18 protein-coding genes and 1 pseudogene are annotated in these 23,902 nt (G+C 40.9%); 10 read left to right on the top strand and 9 right to left on the bottom strand.

The window, feature by feature from the left end; all coding sequences use genetic code 11:
* Positions 1–110: 110 nt before the first annotated feature.
* The 4 genes from AOR04_RS16350 to AOR04_RS16335 all read left to right on the top strand — a co-directional run bounded on the left by AOR04_RS16350 (position 111) and on the right by AOR04_RS16335 (position 6,381).
* A complete protein-coding gene (locus AOR04_RS16350; RefSeq protein ID WP_096793913.1) occupies positions 111–1,637 on the top strand; it encodes a tryptophan halogenase family protein in 1,527 nt (508 codons plus the stop codon).
* Positions 1,638–1,649: 12 nt separating this feature from the next.
* Complete coding sequence (locus AOR04_RS16345) at positions 1,650–2,411, top strand: SapC family protein (protein ID WP_096793912.1); 762 nt, start codon at positions 1,650–1,652, stop codon at positions 2,409–2,411.
* 36 nt (positions 2,412–2,447) lie between these two features.
* Complete coding sequence (locus AOR04_RS16340) at positions 2,448–3,926, top strand: SLC5 family protein (protein WP_007376244.1); 1,479 nt, start codon at positions 2,448–2,450, stop codon at positions 3,924–3,926.
* A 322-nt stretch (positions 3,927–4,248) separates the two neighbouring features.
* On the top strand, positions 4,249–6,381 hold the full coding sequence (locus tag AOR04_RS16335; RefSeq protein WP_096793911.1) for an alpha-galactosidase: 2,133 nt from the start codon (positions 4,249–4,251) through the stop codon (positions 6,379–6,381).
* A 69-nt stretch (positions 6,382–6,450) separates the two neighbouring features.
* Here AOR04_RS16335 and AOR04_RS16330 read toward each other — a convergent pair whose 3' ends face one another.
* Positions 6,451–7,152: a FadR/GntR family transcriptional regulator gene (locus AOR04_RS16330; protein WP_007376246.1), complete on the bottom strand. Its 702-nt coding sequence runs from the start codon at positions 7,150–7,152 to the stop codon at positions 6,451–6,453.
* 197 nt (positions 7,153–7,349) lie between these two features.
* Here AOR04_RS16330 and AOR04_RS16325 point away from each other — a divergent pair, with 197 nt between their 5' ends.
* Together AOR04_RS16325 and AOR04_RS16320 are read left to right on the top strand one after the other, a co-directional pair.
* A complete protein-coding gene (locus AOR04_RS16325) occupies positions 7,350–8,108 on the top strand; it encodes an SDR family NAD(P)-dependent oxidoreductase (RefSeq protein ID WP_007376247.1) in 759 nt (252 codons plus the stop codon).
* Positions 8,109–8,111: 3 nt separating this feature from the next.
* Entirely contained in the window at positions 8,112–9,053 is a 942-nt protein-coding gene (locus AOR04_RS16320) for a 2-dehydro-3-deoxygalactonokinase (protein ID WP_007376248.1), read from the top strand.
* Positions 9,054–9,299: 246 nt separating this feature from the next.
* On the opposite strand, the gene glpD is transcribed toward AOR04_RS16320, so the two are convergent.
* The 7 genes and pseudogenes from glpD to galE form a co-directional block, all read right to left on the bottom strand.
* Positions 9,300–10,805: a glycerol-3-phosphate dehydrogenase gene (gene glpD, locus AOR04_RS16315; protein WP_096793910.1), complete on the bottom strand. Its 1,506-nt coding sequence runs from the start codon at positions 10,803–10,805 to the stop codon at positions 9,300–9,302.
* Between the two features lie 211 nt (positions 10,806–11,016).
* Positions 11,017–12,515 (bottom strand): annotated as a pseudogene (gene glpK, locus AOR04_RS16310) (glycerol kinase GlpK).
* 297 nt (positions 12,516–12,812) lie between these two features.
* Complete coding sequence (locus tag AOR04_RS16305) at positions 12,813–14,135, bottom strand: alpha/beta hydrolase family protein (protein WP_096793909.1); 1,323 nt, start codon at positions 14,133–14,135, stop codon at positions 12,813–12,815.
* A gap of 29 nt (positions 14,136–14,164) precedes the next feature.
* A complete protein-coding gene (locus tag AOR04_RS16300; protein ID WP_096793908.1) occupies positions 14,165–15,169 on the bottom strand; it encodes a Gfo/Idh/MocA family protein in 1,005 nt (334 codons plus the stop codon).
* 19 nt (positions 15,170–15,188) lie between these two features.
* Entirely contained in the window at positions 15,189–16,337 is a 1,149-nt protein-coding gene (galK, locus tag AOR04_RS16295; protein WP_096793907.1) for a galactokinase, read from the bottom strand.
* Positions 16,327–17,391 carry a UDP-glucose--hexose-1-phosphate uridylyltransferase gene (locus AOR04_RS16290; RefSeq protein WP_096793906.1) on the bottom strand — a complete coding sequence of 355 codons (1,065 nt, stop codon included), beginning with the start codon at positions 17,389–17,391 and terminating at the stop codon, positions 16,327–16,329. Before AOR04_RS16290 ends, galK begins: the two co-directional genes overlap by 11 nt.
* 1 nt (position 17,392) lies before the next feature.
* Entirely contained in the window at positions 17,393–18,406 is a 1,014-nt protein-coding gene (gene galE, locus AOR04_RS16285) for a UDP-glucose 4-epimerase GalE (RefSeq protein ID WP_096793905.1), read from the bottom strand.
* Positions 18,407–18,720: 314 nt separating this feature from the next.
* Here galE and AOR04_RS16280 point away from each other — a divergent pair, with 314 nt between their 5' ends.
* Positions 18,721–19,539 carry an SDR family NAD(P)-dependent oxidoreductase gene (locus tag AOR04_RS16280; protein WP_096793904.1) on the top strand — a complete coding sequence of 273 codons (819 nt, stop codon included), beginning with the start codon at positions 18,721–18,723 and terminating at the stop codon, positions 19,537–19,539.
* A gap of 163 nt (positions 19,540–19,702) precedes the next feature.
* Here AOR04_RS16280 and AOR04_RS16275 read toward each other — a convergent pair whose 3' ends face one another.
* Positions 19,703–19,951, bottom strand: coding sequence for a YdcH family protein (locus AOR04_RS16275; RefSeq protein ID WP_096793903.1), 249 nt, complete (start codon positions 19,949–19,951; stop codon positions 19,703–19,705).
* 545 nt (positions 19,952–20,496) lie between these two features.
* Here AOR04_RS16275 and AOR04_RS16265 point away from each other — a divergent pair.
* The 3 genes from AOR04_RS16265 (at position 20,497) to AOR04_RS16255 (ending at position 23,870) form a co-directional block, all read left to right on the top strand.
* On the top strand, positions 20,497–21,078 hold the full coding sequence (locus AOR04_RS16265) for an anthranilate synthase component II (RefSeq protein WP_007376259.1): 582 nt from the start codon (positions 20,497–20,499) through the stop codon (positions 21,076–21,078).
* 46 nt (positions 21,079–21,124) lie between these two features.
* On the top strand, positions 21,125–22,285 hold the full coding sequence (locus AOR04_RS16260) for an HDOD domain-containing protein (RefSeq protein WP_007376260.1): 1,161 nt from the start codon (positions 21,125–21,127) through the stop codon (positions 22,283–22,285).
* 379 nt (positions 22,286–22,664) lie between these two features.
* Positions 22,665–23,870, top strand: a complete 1,206-nt coding sequence (locus AOR04_RS16255; RefSeq protein WP_096793902.1) for an aspartate aminotransferase family protein — start codon at positions 22,665–22,667, stop codon at positions 23,868–23,870.
* Positions 23,871–23,902 lie beyond the last annotated feature (32 nt).

The following is a 23,902-nucleotide window of genomic DNA, read 5'->3' as shown; positions in this document are numbered from 1 at the left end:
AATAAAGTTAGTAGCTATTTTGCACAAAATGAGACTAATTTAAACAAATGCCCGAAAGGGCATTTGTTGTCTAACCGGTTATCAATAAAGTACTCAAAGAGTAGTCCGTTATGAATAAAGCAATAAAAACAATCGCCGTAATTGGTGGCGGCACAGCAGGATGGCTGAGCGCTGCAATTATAGCTTCGTATCACCAAGGTAAAAATGGTGACGGCTTAAAAGTGATGTTGGTTGAATCGTCAGATATTCCAACAATTGGTGTAGGTGAAGGTACCTGGCCCACTATGAAAAACACTCTTCAGCAAATAGGTTTGCGTGAAGTTGATGTATTTAAAGCCTGTAACGCCACCTTTAAACAAGGCGGTAAATTTGTAAATTGGACGCACGGCAACAACGACTTTTACTACCATCCATTTACTGTACCGCTAGGCTACGGCCGCATAGATTTAGCCCCTTATTTAGATAATGTTGAAGACTTTGCACAGCAAACTAATTTTCAACATGATATTTGCGAAGCAAGCTTAGCCCCAAGAGGTATAGCGCAGGGTGAATATCAAGGCAATTGTAATTACGCTTATCACTTAGATGCCGGCGCTTTTGCAGAAATGCTTAAACAGCATTGTAAAAGTAAGCTTGGCGTAGAGCATATTATTGGTACTGTTGATCAGGTAAAACTTGATGACGATGGTGCAATAAATGAGCTTACTCTAAAAGATAAAACCCGCACTATAAACGCTGATTTATTTATAGACTGTACTGGTTTTTCATCATTGTTATTAGGCCAAGCGCTCAACGTACCATTTAAAAAAATGGACCACGTGCTATTTAACGACAGCGCACTGGCGATGCAAGTCCCTTATGATGAAAACGATGACTCCTTAGCCAGCCATACCATAGCAACAGCGCAAAACGCTGGATGGATTTGGGATATAGGTTTAACGCACCGCCGAGGTGTAGGGCATGTATATTCAAGCAAGTTTCTATCAGACGATGAAGCAGAGCAAAACCTAAGAAACTATTTAGGCGATGCAGCAAACGGTTTAACTGCCCGTAAGATTAGCTTTGAGTCGGGCTACCGTGAAAAGTTTTGGCATAAAAACTGTGTTGCCATTGGTATGTCGGCAGGGTTTGTGGAGCCGCTTGAAGCAACCGCTATTATGCTTGTTGAAATTTCAGCACGCTTTGTAGCAGAGCATATGCCAGCAGATACACAAGTAATGCCTATTGTAGCTAAACGCTTTAACGAGCAAATGGACTACCGCTGGCAGCGTATTATCGACTTTTTAAAGCTACATTACATGCTAACCAAGCGCCCAGAACCTTACTGGCAAGCACATGTACAGCCCGATACTACTCCACAAACCCTGCAAGAAGACTTGCTTCTTTGGGGAAGCCGTGGCCCGCTTATTCAAGATTTTCATGGCGCATTAGAGTTATTCCCTGCTGCCAGTTATCAGTATGTTTTGTACGGTATGGGCTTTAAGCCAGACTTTACTAAACAGGCATATTTGTATTCACACCATGTGCAAGCCAAACAAATAATTGAACGTAACAGCCAGCTTACACAGCAGATGTTACAAACTTTGCCGCCACATCGTGCTTTTATAGAGCAGTGGCTAGCAGCTAACCCAGTTTAAGGATGTGTAACTATGGCTATTAGTGAACTCGTAAACACTAAACACCAAACATTAAAAATTAACCCCAATGCAGCAGTTGAATACGCAAAAACGCAGCATTTAGTTAATCTAAGAGCTAACGAAGTGGCAAAAGCTGCATGCGACTTACCTATTTTTTTAGCCCGTAACGCGCAAAATGGCAGCTACACAATATCAGCGTTAACAAGTTTTAACGCCAGGCAAAGTTTATTGGTGAATAACAACCAATGGCAGGCACTTTACACACCAGTATGTATGCAAACTCACCCTCTTCATTTAATGACCCGTGAAGCAAACAGTAGCGATTACTTTATTGCGATTGATGAGCAAAGCTCAGCTGTAAACTCGCAGCATGGTGAGGCATTATTTGATGCTAAAGGTAACCCAAGCTTATTTTTAAATTCGCAACAAAAGCTACTTGAGAGCGATTTAAAAAATGACTATCAAACGTATCAATTTACCCAGGAAGTAGTGCGCTTAGGGCTCATTAAAAATATTGATATTGTTTTACAGTTTGAACAAGGCGAAACCCAAACCATTCAAGGTTTGAGCACCGTTGATGAAGACAAACTGCAAACATTAGATAGCAATACCATTGCAGAACTGCAAAAGAAGGGTTACTTAAGTGTGCTTAACAGCATGCTTATTTCACTGTTTCAGCTTAACGCCTTAGTGAAACTTCATAATCAGCATTCAGACCTCAAACCTTTAAAGCAAATTAAATTAGAACTAAGTAGAGATTCACACGCGCTATAGCGTGTCTATTTTCACACGCATATAAGAGACACACACATGTCAGATAATATTTTACAGCTGGTGGTTTTTGTTTTTGTCACCGCTTTAATTGGTGGCCTTACTTATTGGAAATGCCGAGGCCAAAATCGTAATAACGGACAAAGCCAAACTAAAGAGTACTTTTTAGCCGGCGGTGGCCTTACTTGGATGTTTGTTGCAGGTTCAATCACACTTACTAATTTAAGTACTGACCAGCTTGTTGGCATGAACGGTAACCAAATGGCCTTACTGGTTTGGTGGGAGCTTGCTGCAATTATAGGTTTAATTATTTTAGCTAAAGTATTCATCCCTGTTTATTACAAATATAACTGTACAACTACCACAGAGCTTTTAGAAAAGCGCTATAACAACAAACATATTCGCGCTGTTATTGGGGGATTATTCTTTTTAGGTAATGCACTTATTTATATGCCAGCGGTTATTTATTCTGGCGCGCTGTTTATGCAAACCATGTTTAAGGTTGATATTCCACTAATGTATATTGCCACCGCGTTTGCCATTATTGGTGCTGTTTATGCATTTTTTGGTGGTTTGCGGGCAGTTGCTGTATCGGATACCTACAATGGCATACTTGTACTGGGCATGGCTGTTTTAGTAGTGTTTTTAGCACTTAATGCGATTGACTATGACTTTTCGGGTATTCCAGAGGAGCGTTTAACATTAATTGGCGATGCTGATTCACCTATTCCGTGGCCAACACTTTTAACCGGTATGATCTTTATTCAAATGTATTACTGGGGTACTAACCAAACAATTACGCAACGAGCAATGGCAGCGCCTAATGTTAAAGAAGCGCAAAAAGGTATATTTGCAGCAGCAGGTATTCGCTTTTTAATCGTCCCTGCAATTGTGGTATTACCGGGTATTATTTCGTTTAAACTTTATGGCGATATTGGCGACGCTGCTTATGGTCGAATTGTTGGCGATGTAATGCCTGCATGGTTAACTGGTGTATTTGCAGCGGCAATGGCGGCGGCAGTGCTATCTACTTACAACAGTTTATTAAATTCAGCCACAGCACTATATGTGTGTGACATTCACGAAGCTTACTTTAATAAAGAGCCAAGTGTAGTAAAGCTAAGTGGTTACGTAACATTATTACTAACGAGTTTAACGCTGGTACTTGTACCAATTTATCAGCAAGCCGACAGTATTATTAACTTACTACAGCAATTAAACGGCTTATTAAGTATGCCTATATTCTCTATTTTTGTAGTGGGCTTATTATTTAAAAATGTTGATGCTCGTGCGGGTATTGCAGCGGTAATTTTAGGCGTGGTTATGTACGGTATGCTTACGTTTGCAAACTCACCACTACATACCGACATTCATTACATTCACTTAATGCCAATTACACTCATTGTATGTGTGACTTTTGCATTAGTAGTAAATAAAGTGGTATTTGGCTTAAACGCGCAGTGGGCAGGTAAAACTCCTGATCTTGATGGCGCAACGCAGACGCTAATACAAAAATAAACTACAGATAAATTAAGCTATTAAAATCGGTCACAGGTAATTCTTGGCCGATTTTTTTATTCATCAAAAAGAGAGTAATTGGATTTTTGAGTTAAGGTTAGTTTAATGTCTTTTATTGCAGTGGTACTTCCAGTGAGTTTATCTAACTATTTGCAGTGCAAAGGCTATCAAAAGTTAATTTATATGATATATACTATTATTGTTGAGAGCCACTGTCTGACCGATCGTATCTCAAGCAACGGTAAATGAGTTCACACACAAAATAACTGACTCACATACTCACATTATTTAACTCGTAATAGATTAAAAGGATAGGAAAATCATGGCCGACACTAAATCATTTTATCGATTAGACAGTGTAAACAGCACCGTTATTTTCGACTGCCAGAGCAAAACACCGGCATTACTGTACTTTGGTAAACGCCTATCTGAGCAAACAACTGAAACAATGCTTACTCAGCTAGCAACTCGTCAAGAAGTAAAATGTGCCGTGGTTGAAGAAGCGCCTATTTCTCTATCTCCTTTATTAGGCGAAGGCTTTACTGGTGCGCCAGGGCTTGAGCTAGTAAATGATTCAATTGCATGGTCAGTTGGGCCAGAGCTTCAAGAAGTACGTCAACTTTCAAGTGCGACCGTTGAGTTTGTAAGTGTAGATAAACTTCGTGGTATTGAAGTAGTACACAGCATCACGCTTGATAAAAATACTGACGTATTGAGCGCACATACTGTATTAACTAATTTAGGTGATTCGCCATTAAGTGTTAACTTTTGCGCGGCGCCAACATTTCAATTGCCAGATAGCGTAAGCAAAATAGTGAGCTTTGAAGGCCGTTGGTCAAACGAATTCCAACGTCAATCGGTTGATTTAGTGCTTGGCAGCTTTGTACGTGAAAACCGTAAAGGCAAAACATCACACGATGTGTTTCCTGGTTTATTAGTGCATAACGAAAATGCAGGCGAGCAACACGGCGAATGTTACGGCTTTCATTTAGGTTGGAGTGGTAACAATAAACTACGTGCAGAGCTTTTAGCTGAAGGGCGCCGTTATGTACAAATGGGCGAGCTATTACTTCCTGGTGAGCTTACGCTTGTTAAAGGTCAAACGTATCAAAGCCCGAGCATTTATGGCTCGTTTTCAAGTGAAGGTTTTAGCGCGCTTTCTCGTAATTTCCATCGTTTTGTTAAAGCTAATTTACTTAGCCAAGCACAACGCGAAAAAACGCGCCCTGTGCATTACAACACATGGGAAGGTATTTACTTTGATCACGACGTAGACACGCTTAAGCAATTAGCCGACAAAGTAGCCCCGTTAGGTATTGAGCGTTTTGTACTTGATGATGGTTGGTTTAAAGGCCGCCGTGGCGACAATGCTGGCTTAGGTGATTGGACAGTAGATTGCAAAATTTACCCAGATGGCTTATCGCCAGTTATAGATCATGTTAATAGTTTAGGTATGGAGTTTGGTATTTGGTTTGAACCAGAAATGGTCAACCCTGATAGTGATTTATACCGCGCGCATCCTGATTGGGTTTTAGGCTCTCAAAACAACGAACAGTTAAGCTTTAGAAATCAGCTTGTACTTGATTTAACGCGCTCTGAGGTGGTTGAGTACCTATACAAAGCCATTGACGATATTTTAGTTGAATACCCAACCATTAAGTACATTAAATGGGATATGAACCGCGATATTAACCATGCGGGTAACTTTGATGGTAAGCCGGCCGTGCATCAACAAACATTGGCGCTTTATCGTTTAATTGATCGTATTAAAGCGGCGCACCCAGGGCTTGAAATAGAAAGCTGTTCGTCAGGTGGTGCACGTGTAGATTACGGCGTACTTGCACACACAGATCGTGTATGGACGTCAGATTCAAACGATGCGCTAGATCGCCTTGAAATACAGCGTGGATGTTCGTTCTTTTTCCCATCGTCGGTAATGGGCGCTCACGTAGGCCCACGTGATTGTCATATCACAGGGCGTAATGTGAGCATTGAGATGCGTGCTGCGGTATCAATGTTTGGCCACATGGGCATTGAAATGGACCCACGTGAGCTGACCGATCACGAATACAATACACTCAAAGCGGCAATAGTACTTCACAAAGAGCATCGGGAGTTTATTCATAGCGCCGATTTATACCGCCTTGATAGCGACGATTTATCAATTAACTTTGGTTTAATCGATGAGCAAAAAACAAAAGCGTTATTTGCCTATAATAGCGTTCGCGAAACACCGCGTACAGCGCCTAATAAATTACGCTTTGTTGGCCTAGATACCGATGCACAATATACACTTAATTTAGTGTGGCCGGTAAAATTTGAAGAGTATCGCCCATCTTCTATTGCTGTGGTAAATGGTCAAACATTTACAGGTGAAGCGTTAATGCAGTTTGGCTTACAAATGCCAATTTCATTCCCGCAAACATCGCTTATTTTTGAACTTACAAAAGCGTAATTTTAAATATGGGCAGCAAAAAGGGAGCTAATTAGCTCCCTTTTTTAATCTGTCAAAAGTAACTTTTTACTACACCAGCTTTGATTCGATAAGCTCAAGCGCTTCTTCTAAAATAGTTTCTACTGCTTTTTTAGCCAGCTCTGGGTTACGTGATTTTATGGTATTTAAAATGTCTGCATGCTTTGCTACATCAGCACCGGGTACACCTTTAATATGGTTAGTGTAGCGAATACTTACACGTAATGCGGTGCTAATAAACTCAGTCAATTGTACAAAAAATCGATTGTTGCTGGCCACTAATATACTGGTATGAAAGGCAATATCAGCTTCGAGAGGATCATCTAATCCTTCATCGGCATCGGCCATACGCGCTAATGCATTATCTATTTCAACGAGTTGTTCAGCAGTTGCATTCACCGCTGCAAGCGCTGCAGCTTGAGGCTCAAGTGCTACACGGACTTGGGTAAATTCTTTTAATAAAGAAAGTGACGGTTTGCTGCTTAAAATCCAACGCAGTACGTCGGTATCAAACATGTTCCAGCTACTTTCAGGTAATACACGAATACCCTGCTTAGGACGCGACGAAATTAATCCTTTAGCAGAGAGCATTTTTACCGCTTCGCGAGTGGCACTACGGCTCACATCGTATTTTATACATAAGTCAGCTTCCGACGGCAGACCTTCACTTACAGGGTACACGCCACGCACAATAGCAAAACCCAAATCATGGGTTAGTTGGTGTGTTAAGTTTTGACGAGGTTGGCTTTTCATTGTGCGAGTTTCCGAGTTCATATTGCTAGATTATATATCATATATCATATTAATGTACGTAAGGATATGGTATAAACTTTTTATTAGTTAAGTATTTTAACACAGTAATAACAATTTGGTTTGGCCCTTTATGTTGTAAGTATCAGTTTATAAAGGGTTTAAATAAGATTTTATATGTGCTGTATGGAGAGTTGAATTTGAACACCCTCGCTCAATATCATAGTCTTTCTGGTAAAGTTATTTTTATTACTGGTGGTGCATCAGGCATCGGTAGAGCAATGGTCGAATCATTTACTAAGCAAAATGCCAAAGTTGCTTTTATCGATATAGATGACGATGCTGCGCAGGCGCTCATTAACAATCTCCCACAAGCTAACTTATGGTACAGGCAAGTTGATGTAACTGATTCCCATGCTCTGCAGCAATCATTAGTTGATGCGTGTGCTGCCCTTGGTAGCGTCAATGTACTGGTCAATAACGTAGCAAATGATCGCCGTCAACCTAGCGAAGACGTTACAGTGCAAGACTGGGATCAGTGTCTGCAAATTAATTTAAATCCAGCCTTTTTTGCTTCCCAAGTCGCTATGTCATTTATGCAGCGAGAAGGGGCGGGCAGTATTATAAACTTTAGTTCTATCAATGCCATAATGGGCCAACCGCAAATGGCCGGTTACGTTACCGCTAAAGCAGGTCTTATAGGCATGACTAAGGCACTTGCTCGTGATTATGGCGAGTTTGGTATTCGCGTAAATGCTATTTTACCTGGGTGGGTGGCTACCGACCGTCAATTAGCAAGCTGGTTTACGGAGGCCGAGCAAGTAAAATGGATGGAAGCTATGGCGCTTAAAAAGCTAGTTTCACCTGAGGATGTTGCTAATTTAGCGATGTTTTTAGCGGCAGATGAAAGCAGTATGATTACCGGGCAGGGCATTAAAATTGACGGTGGGAGACTTTAAAGTTTGACTACTTCATCTCTTTTTATAGCCGTTGATTGGGGTACCAGTCATTTACGTGCTTATTTGTGCCGTGTTAACGCAAAACAACCGCTTACATTACTTGAACAACGTGATGGGCCAGGTGTTGTAAAAGTTAATCAAGACTTTGAGCAAACGCTTCTTAGTGCTATCGAGCCTTGGAGTCAGCAGTATGGCTGCGTACCTGTATATATAGCAGGGCAAATCACATCAAGCATAGGTTGGTACGAAACGCCCTATTTAGAGTGCCCTATAAACCCTGAGAGTTTACTCGATGCTGCTATTAGCTTTAATTGTGCAGGGCATACTATTAAAGCCTTGCCTGGTACTAAGTGCACCCTACAAAATTCTTTATTTGATGTAATGCGCGGTGAAGAGCTGCAAATTTTAGGGTTTTTAAAACAAAACCCAGAGTATCAACAGGGTAAAATATTACTGTGTTTACCAGGTACACATACTAAGTGGGTACTTATAAACCATGGTGAAATAATCTGCTTTAAAACCGCAATGACTGGCGAGTTATACGATTTACTGTGCCATCAAAGTGTATTGATACCCAGTGACTGTGAAGAGGGCGACTTTGATTGGAAAGCATTTGATCAAGGGTGCAAACTCACGCTTGGCAGTGATAGTGGTAATTTAGCGCATGGTATTTTTAGTGTGCGTACTCGTCAGCTTTCAAAGGAGTTAACACCTGTACAAGCTAAAGCGTATTTATCGGGTGTGTTAATTGGCAGTGACGTACGAGCAGCACGCCATGCCAGTGAGTGGCAGTTGCAAAGTAATACACAAGTTGTGGTAGTGGGAACCAAACAGCTTAATAAATGTTTTTCTACGGCACTTAACCAAATAGGCGTTAAATGTGTTGAGTTTGACATTAAAATGGCTACGTTGAGCGGTTTTAATTTTTTATATCAATCAGCTTAATTAAGTGAGCTATTTTGAAGTAAGAAAATCGGGTCGATAACAAGGTGAAAATTTCGTTATTTAGTTGCTCTATATCAGAAGTTATTAACATAGTTAGCGCCAGGTTTAAGCCCTCAAATTGATCAAGTGTTATTGCGGATTGGTATTATATAACCGAGAAAATTAAACCCCTTCATAATGATTAAATTATAAAGGGGTTTCGTAGAAAGCTTTTAGGGTTATTGCAGCCAATTTCTTTAGCGGTTATTAAGCAATTTTGGCCGCTTTGCTTTGTTCAATATAATTATTAAGGGTGGTAGTTTGGGTTTCACTAAAGCGCAGTCCTAACTTTGTGCGGCGCCATAATATGTTATATGCGTTTTGTGCCCACTCTTCATTTAATAAAAAATCGACCTCTGCTGCAAATAAGTTATGCCCAAAATCTTGACCTAAATCGCTTAGTTGTTTTGCATCACTCAAAATATTTATAGTGCGCGTTCCATAGGTGCGTACAAAGCGATTTAGCATTGTTTGTGGCAACCAACTATAGGTTGTTTGTAATTGCGCTTTAAGTGCTTCTACAGAGCTAAAATCGCCACCTGGTAACGCACTATGTTTAGTCCAAGCTTCACTCATTTGCGGGTAAAAGTCTTCAAGCTTGTTAACCGCAGCTTCGGCAAGTTTGCGGTAAGTTGTAATTTTTCCGCCAAACACACTCAGTAGAGGTGTTTGTTTAGCATCACTCGAAAGCTCTAGTTTATAATCGCGAGTAACGGCTTGTGCATTAACTGATTCATCATCAAGTAATGGACGTACACCTGAAAAAGTATGCACAATATCTTGGCGTTTAATCGGAGTTTTAAAGTAGCTATTAGTAATCTCGATAAGGTAATCGATTTCTTCTTCACTAATTTTAACGTCTTGTGCCTCACCTTTGTGCTCAACATCAGTCGTGCCAATAAGTGAGTAATCATCTTCAAACGGAATAACAAACACAATACGCTGATCTTTGTTTTGTAAAATATAAGCTTGCGGTTCGTTATGAATGCGTGGCACGACAATGTGGCTGCCTTTTACAAGGCGAATATTTTGTGGTGATTTTTCTTCGAGTGCTTCATCAAAAAGCTTAGCAACCCAAGGGCCCGCTGCATTTACAATGCCTTTAGCAGCAATACTGTAATGCGATTTTGTACTTTGTTGCTCAAGCGTTACTTGCCATTTATCTTGCTCACGATGCGCTTTGACACATTTAGTTTGTGTGGCAATTACTGCGCCTTTTTGCTGCGCTGCAAGGGCGTTTAAAATAACTAAGCGAGAGTCATCAACCCAGCCATCAGCGTATTCAAAACCTTTAGTAATTGAAGGTTCTAGTACGCTATGCTCGCCAAATTTAATGCTCTTCGATGCAGGTAACGTAACTCGTTTTGCTAGGTTGTCATACATAAATAAGCCAATGCGGATCATCCATGCAGGGCGTAAATGCTTTTGATGGGGTAATCTAAACGTAAGTGGCCACATAATGTGAGGGGCATTTTTAAGCAGCACTTCTCGCTCGGCTAAGGCTTCTTTTACTAATCTAAATTCGTAGTGCTCAAGGTAGCGCAGACCACCATGGATCAGCTTGGAGCTGTTTGAAGACGTTGCAGAGGCTAGATCTGACTGTTCGCACAAAAGTACTTTAAGTCCTCTACCAGCAGCATCTGCTGCTATGCCTGTGCCGTTTACGCCGCCACCGATGACTAGTAAGTCATATTCGTTATCTGCTAATTTCACCGAACACCCTTTTATTTATAATATAAATAATACATATAACATCATAAAGCTGCTGTTTTCATTTGACAATAGAAAACCCAGTTTTTTATTTGTTAATTTTGACGCGAATCCACTTTCAATTTGGAGCAGTAAAGTGTGCCTTTTAAATCGAGCATTTAGCTAAGTTAAAAAAGACAAAGTGACTAAAGTATTAGCCTTAGCCACTTAGTATTTACTGCGGGCAATTTTTATTTGTTAAGCACACTTGAGCTACACAGTGCTGCCATTTTGCATATAAATCATTACGCTCGTCGGCACTCATAGTTGGCTCAAAACGACGGTCACATGTCCACATTTTCGATAACTGCTCAGTTGATTCGTAAACGCCGGTTTGTAAGCCTGCTAAATAAGCGACCCCTAAAGAGGTGGTTTCGGTCACCGTTGGACGCTCTACTGTTGCACCTAAAATGTTTGATAGGAATGTCATAACCCAATTGTTTTTTACCATGCCGCCATCTACACGAAGCACACTCGGGCGAAGGCCATCACGCTCCATCGCTTTTTGTAAATCTTTGGTTTGATAACCTACTGATTGCAAAGCAGCCGCAACAATAGTGCTAATTCCTGAGTCGCGTGTAAGACCTAAAATAGCGCCACGTGCATTTGGGTCCCAATAAGGTGCACCTAAACCCGTGAACGAAGGCACTAAAAATACACCATGATCGAGGGGACATCTTTAACCATCGATTCACTTTCGCCAGCATGGCTAAGTAGCTTTAAGCCTTCAACAATCCACTGCATAGTTGCGCCAGCCATAAAGATACTGCCTTCAATGGCGTAAGTTGGTTTGCCGTTTAATCTATAGGCAACAGTAGTCAGTAAGCGGTTTTCTGAGGTCAGTGCTTTTTCGCCGGTGTTAAGCATTAAAAAGCAGCCAGTGCCATATGTACTTTTTGCCATGCCTTGCTCAAAACATGCATGACCAACAAGGGCTGCCTGTTGATCACCAGCAATACCACATACACGAATTGGTGCACCAAAAATATCAGCGCTCGTTGAGCCAAATTCGTCGGCTGAGTCCATTACTTCTGGCAGCATAGATTCTGGAATATCGAATAACTCTAGAAGCTCTTGATCCCACTGCTGGGTATGAATATTAAATAACATAGTACGGGATGCATTCGTTGCATCAGTGCGATGTTCTTTACCACCTGTTAGTTGCCAAAGTAGGTAAGTGTCAACCGTACCAAAAGCCAGTTCGCCAGCGAGGGCTTGTTCGCGTGCGCCTTCAACATTATCTAAAATCCAACGAACTTTAGTGGCTGAAAAATAAGGGTCAAGTAGCAAGCCTGTTTTTTCGCTAATAGTTTGACAAAGTTCATCGGTAGTAAGGCTTTCGCAATAGTCACTAGTGCGTCTATCTTGCCAAACAATCGCGTTATAAATCGTTTTGCCTGTTTTTTTGTTCCATACTAGGGTGGTTTCGCGTTGGTTAGTGATACCTATAGCGATAATTTCTTCAGGCTTTACATCTTGTTTAGCGAGTACTTCGCGACTAGTGCTAAGCACTGTTTGCCAAATATCGTTAGGATCGTGCTCAACCCAGCCGTTTTGTGGAAAATGCTGAGGAAATTCTTGCTGTGCTGTACCAAAAACGTCTGCATCTTTTGTAAACAAGATGGCACGAGAGCTTGTGGTTCCTTGATCAATTGAGAGTATGTATTTGGACATATTTATTAATATTATTTATCTTATATATAGCTAGATTGCCTTTAACGTTAGCTAATGGCAATGGTTTTTTCTTAAAATATCTTACTAAAAAGTAAACTCGCCTGTTTTTATTGATAACTTTTAAAAAGCAGGGCGTTTTACTTTTAGTAAATTTTAAGTGCGAGCGCGACTATTTAAGAGAAGCAGTCGCTTTTAGTGAGTTACTTAACTTGAAATCTGACGGACTATTGCAAGTAAATTCAACGCAGTTAACGCTGAAAATAGCTGCTTGAGATAGATTTATTATCCAGAGCTCAGTTACTTAACGTGTGGTTTAGCTTGCTGCCAATCCATACCAGTGGAAAAGCGATTATCAAATCCGTGCCACTGTGGTAGTGGCTTACCATCAACAACAGCTTGGTCGCCGTTTTGTGGTAAATCTAAGTATTTACACTCGCTGGCTATACCTTTTACGTGGCAATCCATCATAGCAAGTACAAAGTGTTTATTGATTTCGTTTAGTGTGCGCATAGACCACGATGGCTCGTAGTAATGGCCTATATCTAACTCACTGCTGCTTTGTGCAATAGCAGGGGCTGGGTGTGGTGCAATATTATGGCGCGCATTTTTGTAAGTAAGCATGTACTTATCTTCGCTGCCTGTTTGGTTATAAAGGTTTTTAATGCCTTCATAGCCTGAAATATCATCTAAGTTACCGGCTATATAAAGCGAAGGTACTTTAATATTTGCCATTGCTTTGGCATCAAATATAGCGTGCTGTCCGCCCCACGGTGCAAAGGCAACCATGGCTTTTATGCGTGGGTCTACTTTCGGGTTTTGGTATTGCCCACCAGCGCAGCTGTTGAGTAGTTGCTGTACTTGTTTAATTTGAGCTGGGTCTTTCATACCCGTAAACATGGCCGTAGTTTGCTCATTAAAAGCGTAACAACCACCTATCGTATTTACCGCGCCATAGCCACCCATTGAGTAACCAATTACACCAGCGCTTTTGTTATCTACTTGCTTACTTGCAAAGTTATTTTGCTCGTTGAAGTAATTAATAACAAACTGCTGATCGCGAGAGCGATTTATAAGCGTACTGAAAAAGCCAGAGAACGGCGCATTTTTAAAATCAACATCTGCGTTAGTTGAATCAGTATGATCAATCGCTACAACTATGTAACCGTGTGACGCTAAGTGCTCGCCAAGGTAGTACATAATTGTACGGTAACCGGTATAACCGTGCGAAAGCACAATGACAGGGTAGTGCTCTTTACTATTTATGGCGACATCACGCATTGCATCGGCTTGCAAAGTAAACTCTTTACCTGAGCGAGTTTCATCTGTGTAGCTGGTAAGTGCTGCTTTTGCTGTATTTGCAGCTGGATACCACACTTCTACTTTTAAAGGACGATCTTTTTGGCCTTGTGTGGCGGGGTCAAATTGCGCAGGGTTAATTAAATCAAGTGTTTGCACACCTACATTGTAGCTACCTTTAGCTGCAAGTTCTGGGAGTACTTCGCTAGTGATTGGCGGGTATAGCTGCTCTGGTTTATTAGATTCAGCAACAGCTACACTGGCAGATAAACTGCACGTAGCAAGTAATATAGCTTTTGAAAGCACCTTGAGTGTGTGTGTCATTGTGTGTCCTTGTTGTGTATTTTTATTTTTTAATTAGTCAGTTCAGCCGACTCGACGGTATTGCTATATTGCAGCTGCCATTGTGCTCGCAAGGTATCCATTATGTTCATAACTCGCAAGCTAGTACCCAGTGGTAATACGCTGCTTTGGGTTTGTTTTTGTAATATACACTGCGTGACATGTGCAATTTCAAACTTAAAGTTTTCATTGTCGCTAAAGTTGTATTCAAAGTACTGAGGGTCTTGGTCGTTTATGTGTAGCTCTAGCGTTTGTGCACCTACAAACTGAGGTATTCGAATATAGCCAAGCTCACCATTAATACATGCTTCTGTTGGGCCATTTTGCTGCAGTGCGCTGGCAAGAGATGCTAATTGCCCGTTACCGTAATCAACTATAACCGTGCTTCGCTCATCAACGCCGGTTGTGCTTTTATGTACAAAGGATTTGATGTGTTCAGGGGCTTTATTAAATACCACATCAGCAATCGAAATAGGGTAAATACCTAAATCGAGCAGGGCGCCACCCGCTGTTACAGGGTTCATTAATCGGTGAGTGTCGGCAAAGCTTCCAGGTAAACTAAAGTTGGCATTAACACTGTGCACATTACCAATAACACCTTCACTTAGGAGCTGTTGTAATTTTACTATGGCTGGTAAAAATCGCATCCAAACGCCTTCCATTAAAAAGCAGTTTTGTTGTTTTGCAAGCTCAGTGAGGCTTTGCAACTGCTTAGCATTAACGGTAATTGGTTTTTCGCTAAGCACGTGCTTATTGTGTTTTAAGCATTGGGCTATCGTTTTAAAGTGTTGATCGTGCGTATTGGCAATATAAATAGCATCTATATTTGGGCATTGCATAAGAGCTTGATAGCTTTCATAGCCTTGAATATTGTACGGTGTGGCAAATTCTTTAGCGCGCTGCATACTCATTGATGCAGCGCCAATAAGCTGTGCATCACTACAATGTGCAATGCTTTTAGCAAAGGTGTGAGCTATATTGCCACACCCAATAATACCCCAATTAACCTTTGCCATGCTTATTCCTTAAGTTTATTTAAAAAGACGTAATTTGTAATCCTGAACCCGCTGAACATACGTAAATATCAGCATTTAAGCTAAAGCGTTCAAAGTAATGCTTTTCTACCGCTGCTTTAATTAGTGGTACTTCAGCATCACGACACAAACATACAATTGCGCCACCAAAACCACCCCCTGTCATACGTACTGCGCCGCGCTCGCCCATCGCTTCTTTACAAATTTCTACTAGGCCATCGGTTGCCGGTACGGTTACTTCAAAATCGTGTTTAAGTGATTGGTGCGATGCTGCCATTAGCGTGCGAAGTGCATCCATATCGTTATTTTGCAGTGCAGTAGTTGCTGCAATTACGCGGTCGTTTTCGCTAATTACGTGGTGTGTACGTTTATATTCGTTTTCACTTAATGTCGCTTTTACTGCTTGCAGGCCAGCCATGGTGGCTTGGCGAAGTGTTTCTACACCCATTTTTACAGCAGCTTGTTCGCAGTCAATACGGCGCTGGTTGTATTCGCTATCAACTAATTTACGCGGGTAGTTTGAATTAACAATAACAATGTTTAAATCATCTGGTACTTTTACCGCCGTAGTCGCTAAGTTTTCGCAGTCAATTAAAAGTGCGTGACCATTCTCGCCTTTAGCCGAAATAAGCTGATCCATAATACCGCATTGGCAATGCATAAAGTCGTTTTCGGCTTCTTGGCCAAATAACGCAATTTTCTCTGGTGGTAAACCAAGCTGTGCAATATGGTTAAACATACCGCCAACAGCAACTTCGAGTGCAGCCGATGACGACAAGCCACTGCCTTGCGGTAAGTTGCTGTCAATTAGTAGGTCGGCGCCACGCAGTGTGTAGCCCGCTCTTTTAAGAACATAAGTAACAGCACGAATGTAGTTACCCCATTGCGACTGGCCTTCAGTGATTTCTTTATCAACACTAAAGCTGTCTTTTTCGCCTGGGTAATTTAAAGAGCGCACAGTGATAATATTATCGTCGCGCTGTTTAAACATAACTTGGGTACGAAATGCTAACGAACACGGTAAAACAAAGCCATCGTTGTAATCAGTAAATTCACCAATTAGATTTACACGCCCAGGGGCGGCAGCAATACCTTGTGCAGGCGCGCCATACAGTGACAAAAATTGTTGTTGGAATTCGTTAAGCTTCATCTATGTGTCCTACTGTATCTTTATAATGTGTGGTACTGGCTGCTTTTAAAATAGAAGCGGCGGTTTCTGCGCTTAAATCGCGTTGGCTTTCGCCTAGCATTTCGTAGCCTACCATGTGTTTTTTAACGGTAGCAGAGCGAAGTAGCGGCGGATAAAAATGTGCATGCAAGCGCCAGTGCTGCTCATCAGAGCCTCTATTGGCCGGTGCATTGTGCCAACCCATTGAGTAGGGGAAGCTGCAATTAAATACGTTGTCGTATTTAGTGGTTAATACTTTAAGAGCCTGAGCTAAAGAGTCGGTTTGTGCATCGTTTAGCTGGCTAAAGTTTTGAATGTTATCTTTAGTTACTAGCATTGTTTCAAACGGCCATGCAGCCCAAAATGGCACAACCACAAGCCAGTGCTCGTTTTCAAATACTACACGAGTTTGATCTGCTTGCTCTTTTTGCGCGTAATCGGCAAGCAAGGCTGTGGCATGCTTTTTATAATAGGTAAGCTGCTGGTTATCTTCGGCTTCAATTTCCGTTGATAAATGCGAATGCGCCCATACTTGACCGTGAGGATGAGGTTGCGAACAACCCATGATCTCGCCTTTATTCTCAAAAACTTGTACGCATTCGTACTGCTGTGCAAGCTCTGTGTAATTTTGTTTCCAAGTTTTTACTACTTCGTGCAATGCATTTTGGCTAAGCTCTGGTAGTGTTTTATTGTGCTCTGGAGAAAAACAAATTACGCGGCATTCGCCACTGGCTTCGTCGGCAATAAATAAATCGCTGTCTGACTCTAAGCCTTGTAATTGCTCGCTGGCATTAGGTGTGAGTGCGCCAAAGTCATTTCTAAATACATGGGTGTATTTGTAATCTGGGTTACTGTCGCCATTTGCACGGGTGTTGCCAGGACAAAGTGGGCAGTTTTCATCGTGTTTTGGTAATACGTTTTCGTTAACAGCTTCTGTTGCGCCTAACCATGGGCGATTATTACGATGTGGTGACACTAATACCCAACGACCCGTTAGCGGATTTTTACGTCTGTGAGTACTTTCTAATAAAGCCATATTAACTCTCCAACCCACTTGGGTAATTAGTTTGCCAGCGCCATGTGTCGTTTGTCATGTCGGTAAGTGTTAGTTCTGCGTGCCAGTTAAGTGTGTTTTGCGCTTTTGTGGCATCGGCGTAGTTACAGGCAATATCACCTGCTCGGCGCGGCGTAATTTGATAAGGAATATCTTTATTGGCTGATGCGCTAAATGCTTTAATCATATCAAGCACAGAATAACCTTGCCCTGTGCCTAAGTTATAAGCATGAAAAGCGGTGTCTGTTTTGTGCTGCATAAAAGCGGCAACGTGGCCTTTCGCTAAATCTAAAACGTGAATATAGTCGCGCACACCGGTGCCATCTTCGGTGTCGTAGTCGTCACCAAAAATATTTACCACGTCGCGCTTACCTACTGCAGTTTGGGCAATAAATGGCATTAAGTTATTAGGAATACCATTAGGACTTTCGCCTAGTAAACCGCTTGGGTGTGCACCTACTGGGTTAAAGTAACGAAGCGCAATCCCCATAAATTGACTGTTGGCATTACATACGTCTTGCATGGCTTGCTCAACCATGACTTTAGTCCAACCATAGGGGTTAGTTGCGCGTATAGGATGCTTTTCGTCAATAGGGAGGTAGTCTGGCTCGCCGTACACAGTAGCCGATGAGCTAAATATAATATGGTTAACGCCTGCCTCTTGCATGCTCTGTAGCATGCTTAATGTGCCCGACACGTTATTTTGATAATAACGCAGCGGTTGCTCGGTAGATTCGCCAACGGCTTTTAAAGCTGCAAAGTGAAAGACAGCTTCGGCTTTAGTGTATTTTAGAGCGAGCTTAAACTGTTGCTCGTCTTGTATGTCACCCAATATAAACTCAAACCGAGTACCTGTAATCTTTTCGAGTTGGTCAAGTACCCGCGAACTTGCATTAGACAAGTTATCATAAATAACAGGCGTAATACCTGCTTCATGCAATGCAATACATGTGTGGCTACCTATATAACCCATGCCGCCAGTAACTAAAACTTTCATGTTATTTCTCGAAAAGTATATTTATATGATAAATACTACTATTAAGGGAGTGTAAAAACAATAGTAATGATTAGAGCAAAATTCAAATAGAAGAATAAAAAACATTCGCTCATCAGATCCTCGCTTTATCAATTTATTTTATAAACTGATTCTATTACATGGCTAATTATCACGACGGTATTGGGGTGCTACGATAGCTGCATAATTTACTTTAAGACTGTAACTGGGCTTTAACTAACCACAACCCTGGTTAAGATATTTATTATCTAGAGTCCAGGTTAACTACTTTAATGTTGCACTGAGAGGGCATACACATGAAAAAAATCATTTTAATCACCGGTGCAACAGATGGCATTGGTTTAGAGGCGGCAAAAATGTTACTAGCCCAAGGTCACACTGTATTACTGCATGGTCGTAATATAGAAAAGCTTAATAATGTACAGACAATGTTAAACGAGCATTACCCGCAAGCAAGTACTCAAAGCTATGTGGCCGATTTAAGCGAAATGTCACAGGTACATTATTTGGCAGAACAGATAAGCGCAGATCATAAACAAATTGACGTACTTATTAATAACGCTGGTGTATTCAAGCTTGAGAACGTAACAACACCTGATGGCCTTGATGCGCGTTTTGCCGTAAATACATTTGCACCTTATTTACTGACTAAATTACTGTTACCACTATTAAATAAAAATGCGCGTGTAGTTAACGTATCATCGGCCGCGCAATCAAGCGTTAACCTTGATGCACTTATTGGTAATAAGGCGCTTTCGGATGGTGACGCTTATGCACAAAGTAAGTTAGCTATTACGATGTGGTCGCGCTATCTAGGACTTAAATTAAAAGAGGTAGGCCCGTTAGTTGTATCAGTAAATCCAAAATCGTTACTGGGTAGCAAAATGGTTAAAGATGCATACGGATTAGACGGTGGAGATCTAAAACTAGGAGCTGATATTTTTTGTCGCGCAGCGCTTAGTGATGAATTTAAAGATGCCGCAGGCCTGTATTTTGATAACGATACAGGACGCTTTGCGCCTCCTCATGTTGATGCACTTGATAATGCTAAAAATCAACAACTAGTAGATACGTTAGACAGTATTTTAGCACAGCTTAAATTAGGTGAATTATAATGAATACACCTATTACGTGGACTGTTGAGGACGCGCTTTATGACAACTTTAAAGCCCTGCTACTGTGTTTATGAATCCAGTGGGTGATTTTGTAAAGTAATATAGATTTTTGATTGAAGACGATCAAAGAGTTCACTGTTTACAGCGAACTCTTTTTTACTTTTTAGTGTTGTTCGACTTGAAGTAAACGCTGGTATAGCCAATCTTTTAATTCTGAGCGTTCATGCTTTAATTGATGCATTTGTTCATCGCTAATTGGCGCATCTTTAAGCTCCAATACTCTTATTTCTTTGTCTAACTTATCGTATTGTGTTGCCTTTTCGGCAAATTCAGAATCGTCAGTATTGAGTGTTGCAATGGCATTTAAATGATCTGGAAAGTCGTTTGTTAATGAGTGGTCTTCGCCTAACATATTCGCTCCTTAATAGGATATAAATGAGCTCACAAGTAAGTGAGTTGTTTAAGTGAATTATTACCTTCACATAATACACTGGGGTTTAAACAATCATAAATCAACCATTGCCAACTTAATTTGATATAGCGCAAACAACCGCTTTTACTTTTTAGCAGTTATTGTTTTTTCCAATAAGGGACTTCACCAAAGCAGGCAATAAAATGATCGATAAACGCACGTACTTTAGCGGTCAATAATTTATGGCTGGGGTATACAGCTGAAATAGTCGTATTAACTACTCGTGAAAAGCTTAGAGCTTGATATTATTGCTCAAGATACGAGGAAGTAGAATAACCACAGAAGTTAAGCGACTATGAGTGGAATCAAACTTAAGTAACCTGAACTCTGGGCAATAAATCTATCTTGAGCTGCTATTTTAGTTAAAAGAGCAAGTTTTTAACGCTTTTTGCTAATTTATGTTGGTTAATTAATAGTGGTAGAATGCAGCGCTTAGTACCACTTGTATGAAGTAGTGGTCAATAATTTATAAGGTCTGTTGTGTAATGCTGTTAATGATCGATAACTACGATTCGTTTACTTACAACTTAGTGCAATATTTTCAGCGTTTAGATCAAGACGTTTTAGTAAAACGTAATGACGAGCTAAGCATTGCACAAATAAAACAGTTAAACCCGAAACACATCGTGTTATCGCCGGGTCCTTGCTCACCTAACGAAGCTGGTATATCGTTAAGCGTGGTTGAGCAGCTAAAAGGGCAATACCCAATTTTAGGCATTTGTTTGGGACACCAAACCATCGCACAAGCTTTGGGTGGTGATGTCATTCGTGCTAAAAAAATTATGCACGGTAAAACATCGCCCATAGTTCATACCAATAAAGGTGTATTTAAAGGTTTAGCCAACCCATTAACGGTATGTCGTTATCACTCTTTAGTCGTTAAAGCACAAACACTGCCTAAAGAGCTTGAAGTAACCGCGTGGAGTCAAACCGAATTAGGTGAATTTGACGAAATTATGGGGTTACTCCATAAAGAGTTAGCGATAGAGGGAGTGCAGTTTCATCCTGAAGCTATTTTAACTGAACAAGGATTAGCACTGCTTGATAACTTTTTAATGCGCTTCTAATTTTTAATACCGATACTTATTTTATATTTACTAATGAATGGATGTTATGACTGAACTTGTAGCGCAACAACGAACAGCTAAAATACTTGACCAACGAGCACATGATTTATTGCTTGGTCATAGCTTTGCGCATCAGCAAATTGGTTTTATTCATACATTAGAAATAGAATATGGCGAGCCAATGAAGCAACGTACGTTGCTTCAAGTTGAGGTCGCAGCACAACATAAACGTCAGCAGAGCAGTACTGCGCATCATAAGTATCGAGCTCAGGCGAGTGAAGTACTTCACAAAGCAATAGAAACAGCTATTTTTAAGCAACTAAGCGACATGGATGCCGTAATCCTAAATACGTTAGGGATTGAAGATGGTATTGCAACTATTCTTGACCTTTTAGCGGTTAAGTCTGCAACTGTAGGGCGGCTAGAGCCTCTAGTAAACGATTTAAGCTGGCTTGGGCGTGAGTTAGTCACACTCGTTAATTTACCTTACTATCGAAAACAGCGTAGTAAAAACACCTCAGTAAAAGTAGATAGCCCCGCGCTTGCTCTGCGCTACATTGGCCTTGATAATTTACAGTTAGTCATACCTACTTTTGCAGTACGTCATTGGATGCCACACAGTACTGAACCATTTTCACTGCTAAAGCGCAGGCTACGTGATAGTGCAATGGCTAATGCGATTGCAGCACAAAAAATAGCGCAAATTAACAATGTAAACGATATTCATGCATTTACCCTTGGTATGCTTTTAGATGTAGGGCGAATCGCATTAGTGCGTTTATATTTAAAAACTTTTGAGCAAGTATGGCAACGTAAAGTACAAATAGCGCGCCAAGAGCAGCGCAAAGACTTGCACACTGCGTTATTAGAATTAAAACCCGACCCACTTTTTTTAACTACGTTACTTAATAATCAATCTTTAGCTATCAGCGCTAAAGTTATTGAGAAAATGAAATTTAAGTATTTGCCCTTTCAAGGGGTCATGCAGCAGTTGGTTAATGGAGTCGATAAGGGCGATACAATGTTACCTTTAACCGAGGTAATGTTAAAAGCGCGTTGTTACTCTCAATATCTAAATTTAAAAGAACACCAGCTTATTGAATCTGATGAAACAACAGCATGGTTTTCGTACTTTAAGTTCACTAAAACGGAACTAAAAACCCTCGAAACAAGTAATTTTACCAATCTAGCTATTCAAATTGACTAAAAACTTAAAATTTTTGTTAATTTTTTAGCGACTAATCATTCATTCTCACTCTATTGTTATATTGCATATTTAACACTTAAAGTGTGTGCGCCTCAGTGCTCATGCGGTTAGTTGTCTAAAAATGAGCATAATTGACTATGCAAATAGTTATTCACTATCTATGAAATAATATCTTTAGCCCTTTATTTTAAAGGGATACATGAAAGTTTTTAACGAGACAGATTTAAGTAATTCTGAAATAATGTGCGTCTGAAAATTGAACCACAAAGCAATTTTGCGCAATTATCAGGTTACTGATCTTGCCTATAAAGTTGGTTACAAATAGTAACCAAACACCTATTTTGATGTTTTGTGTTGCTCACAATTAAGAGGAAATAAAATGACAGTCAATCGCGAATTATTTGATCACGTAATGGTTCCTAACTACGCACCTTCAAGCGTAATTCCTGTTCGAGGCGAAGGCTCTCGCGTATGGGATCAACAAGGTCGAGAGTTTATCGACTTTGCTGGTGGTATTGCCGTTAACTGTCTTGGCCATTGCCACCCTGCATTAGTAGGCGCATTAAAAGAGCAAGGCGAAAAAATCTGGCATCTATCTAACGTAATGACCAATGAGCCGGCACTTCGCCTAGCTAAAAAAATGGTTGATGCGACATTTGCTGAAAAAGTTTACTTTGCGAACTCTGGCGCAGAAGCAAACGAAGCCGCGCTTAAATTAGCGCGTCGTTTTGCACTTGATAAGTTTGGCGCAGAAAAATCACAAATCATCGCGTTCAACAAAGGTTTCCACGGTCGCACATTCTTTACCGTAACTGTTGGCGGCCAAGCTGCATATTCAGATGGTTTTGGCCCTAAGCCTGGCGACATTGTACATTGCGATTACAATGACCTTGCTGCATTTGAAGCACTTATCAGCGATAAAACATGTGCCGTAATGATGGAACCTCTACAAGGTGAAGGCGGTATTGTTTCATCAACTGATGAGTTTGCTCAAGGCGTTCGCGATTTATGTACTAAACATAACGCACTGCTTATTTTTGATGAAGTTCAAACAGGTGTTGGCCGTACTGGCGATTTATACGCATACCAAGGCTTAAACATAGTACCTGATATTTTAACTTCGGCTAAAGCACTTGGCGGCGGTTTCCCTATTGGCGCTATGATCACAACAACTGAAATTGCACAGCACCTTAAAATAGGCACACATGGTTCTACTTATGGCGGTAACCCGCTTGCGTGTGCTGTTGCAGAAGCTGCATTTGATACAGTAAATACCCCAGAAGTACTGGCTGGCGTAAAAGAAAAAGCAGCATTATTTAATGAACTACTTAGCGCGGTTAACGAAAAATACAACGTATTTAGCGAAATCCGTGGCCAAGGTTTATTAATTGGTGCAGTAGTGAACGAGCAATACAAAGGTCGTGCAAAAGAGTTTTTAGTGGCAGGTACTGAGCAAGGCCTTATGTCATTAGTTGCTGGTGCGGATGTAGTACGTTTCACTCCATCTTTAGTAATTCCTGAAGCGGACATTCGCGAAGGTATGGCGCGCTTTGAAAAAGCAGTAGCAAGCGTAGTAAACGCATAAGCGACTTAAGCCAACCAATTAAGGGCAAGCAC

Source organism: Pseudoalteromonas sp. 1_2015MBL_MicDiv (assembly GCF_002407505.1).
Taxonomy (GTDB): Bacteria; Pseudomonadota; Gammaproteobacteria; order Enterobacterales; family Alteromonadaceae; genus Pseudoalteromonas; species Pseudoalteromonas fuliginea.
This window is presented reverse-complemented; position numbering and strand designations above follow the sequence as displayed.

Bases quoted from the DNA above. Each gene is read 5' to 3' on its own strand.
- AOR04_RS16300 (WP_096793908.1), bottom strand. From the start codon at position 15,169: ATGGCAAAGGTTAATTGGGGTATTATTGGGTGTGGCAATATAGCTCAC.
- AOR04_RS16275 (WP_096793903.1), bottom strand. From the start codon at position 19,951: ATGTTAGGCGAAGACCACTCATTAACAAACGACTTTCCAGATCATTTA.
- galK (WP_096793907.1), bottom strand. From the start codon at position 16,337: ATGAAGCTTAACGAATTCCAACAACAATTTTTGTCACTGTATGGCGCG.
- AOR04_RS16255 (WP_096793902.1), top strand. From the start codon at position 22,665: ATGACAGTCAATCGCGAATTATTTGATCACGTAATGGTTCCTAACTAC.
- AOR04_RS16260 (WP_007376260.1), top strand. From the start codon at position 21,125: ATGACTGAACTTGTAGCGCAACAACGAACAGCTAAAATACTTGACCAA.
- AOR04_RS16335 (WP_096793911.1), top strand. From the start codon at position 4,249: ATGGCCGACACTAAATCATTTTATCGATTAGACAGTGTAAACAGCACC.
- AOR04_RS16280 (WP_096793904.1), top strand. From the start codon at position 18,721: ATGAAAAAAATCATTTTAATCACCGGTGCAACAGATGGCATTGGTTTA.
- galE (WP_096793905.1), bottom strand. From the start codon at position 18,406: ATGAAAGTTTTAGTTACTGGCGGCATGGGTTATATAGGTAGCCACACA.
- AOR04_RS16290 (WP_096793906.1), bottom strand. From the start codon at position 17,391: ATGGCTTTATTAGAAAGTACTCACAGACGTAAAAATCCGCTAACGGGT.
- AOR04_RS16265 (WP_007376259.1), top strand. From the start codon at position 20,497: ATGCTGTTAATGATCGATAACTACGATTCGTTTACTTACAACTTAGTG.
- AOR04_RS16345 (WP_096793912.1), top strand. From the start codon at position 1,650: ATGGCTATTAGTGAACTCGTAAACACTAAACACCAAACATTAAAAATT.
- AOR04_RS16305 (WP_096793909.1), bottom strand. From the start codon at position 14,135: ATGACACACACACTCAAGGTGCTTTCAAAAGCTATATTACTTGCTACG.
- AOR04_RS16350 (WP_096793913.1), top strand. From the start codon at position 111: ATGAATAAAGCAATAAAAACAATCGCCGTAATTGGTGGCGGCACAGCA.
- AOR04_RS16330 (WP_007376246.1), bottom strand. From the start codon at position 7,152: ATGAAAAGCCAACCTCGTCAAAACTTAACACACCAACTAACCCATGAT.
- AOR04_RS16340 (WP_007376244.1), top strand. From the start codon at position 2,448: ATGTCAGATAATATTTTACAGCTGGTGGTTTTTGTTTTTGTCACCGCT.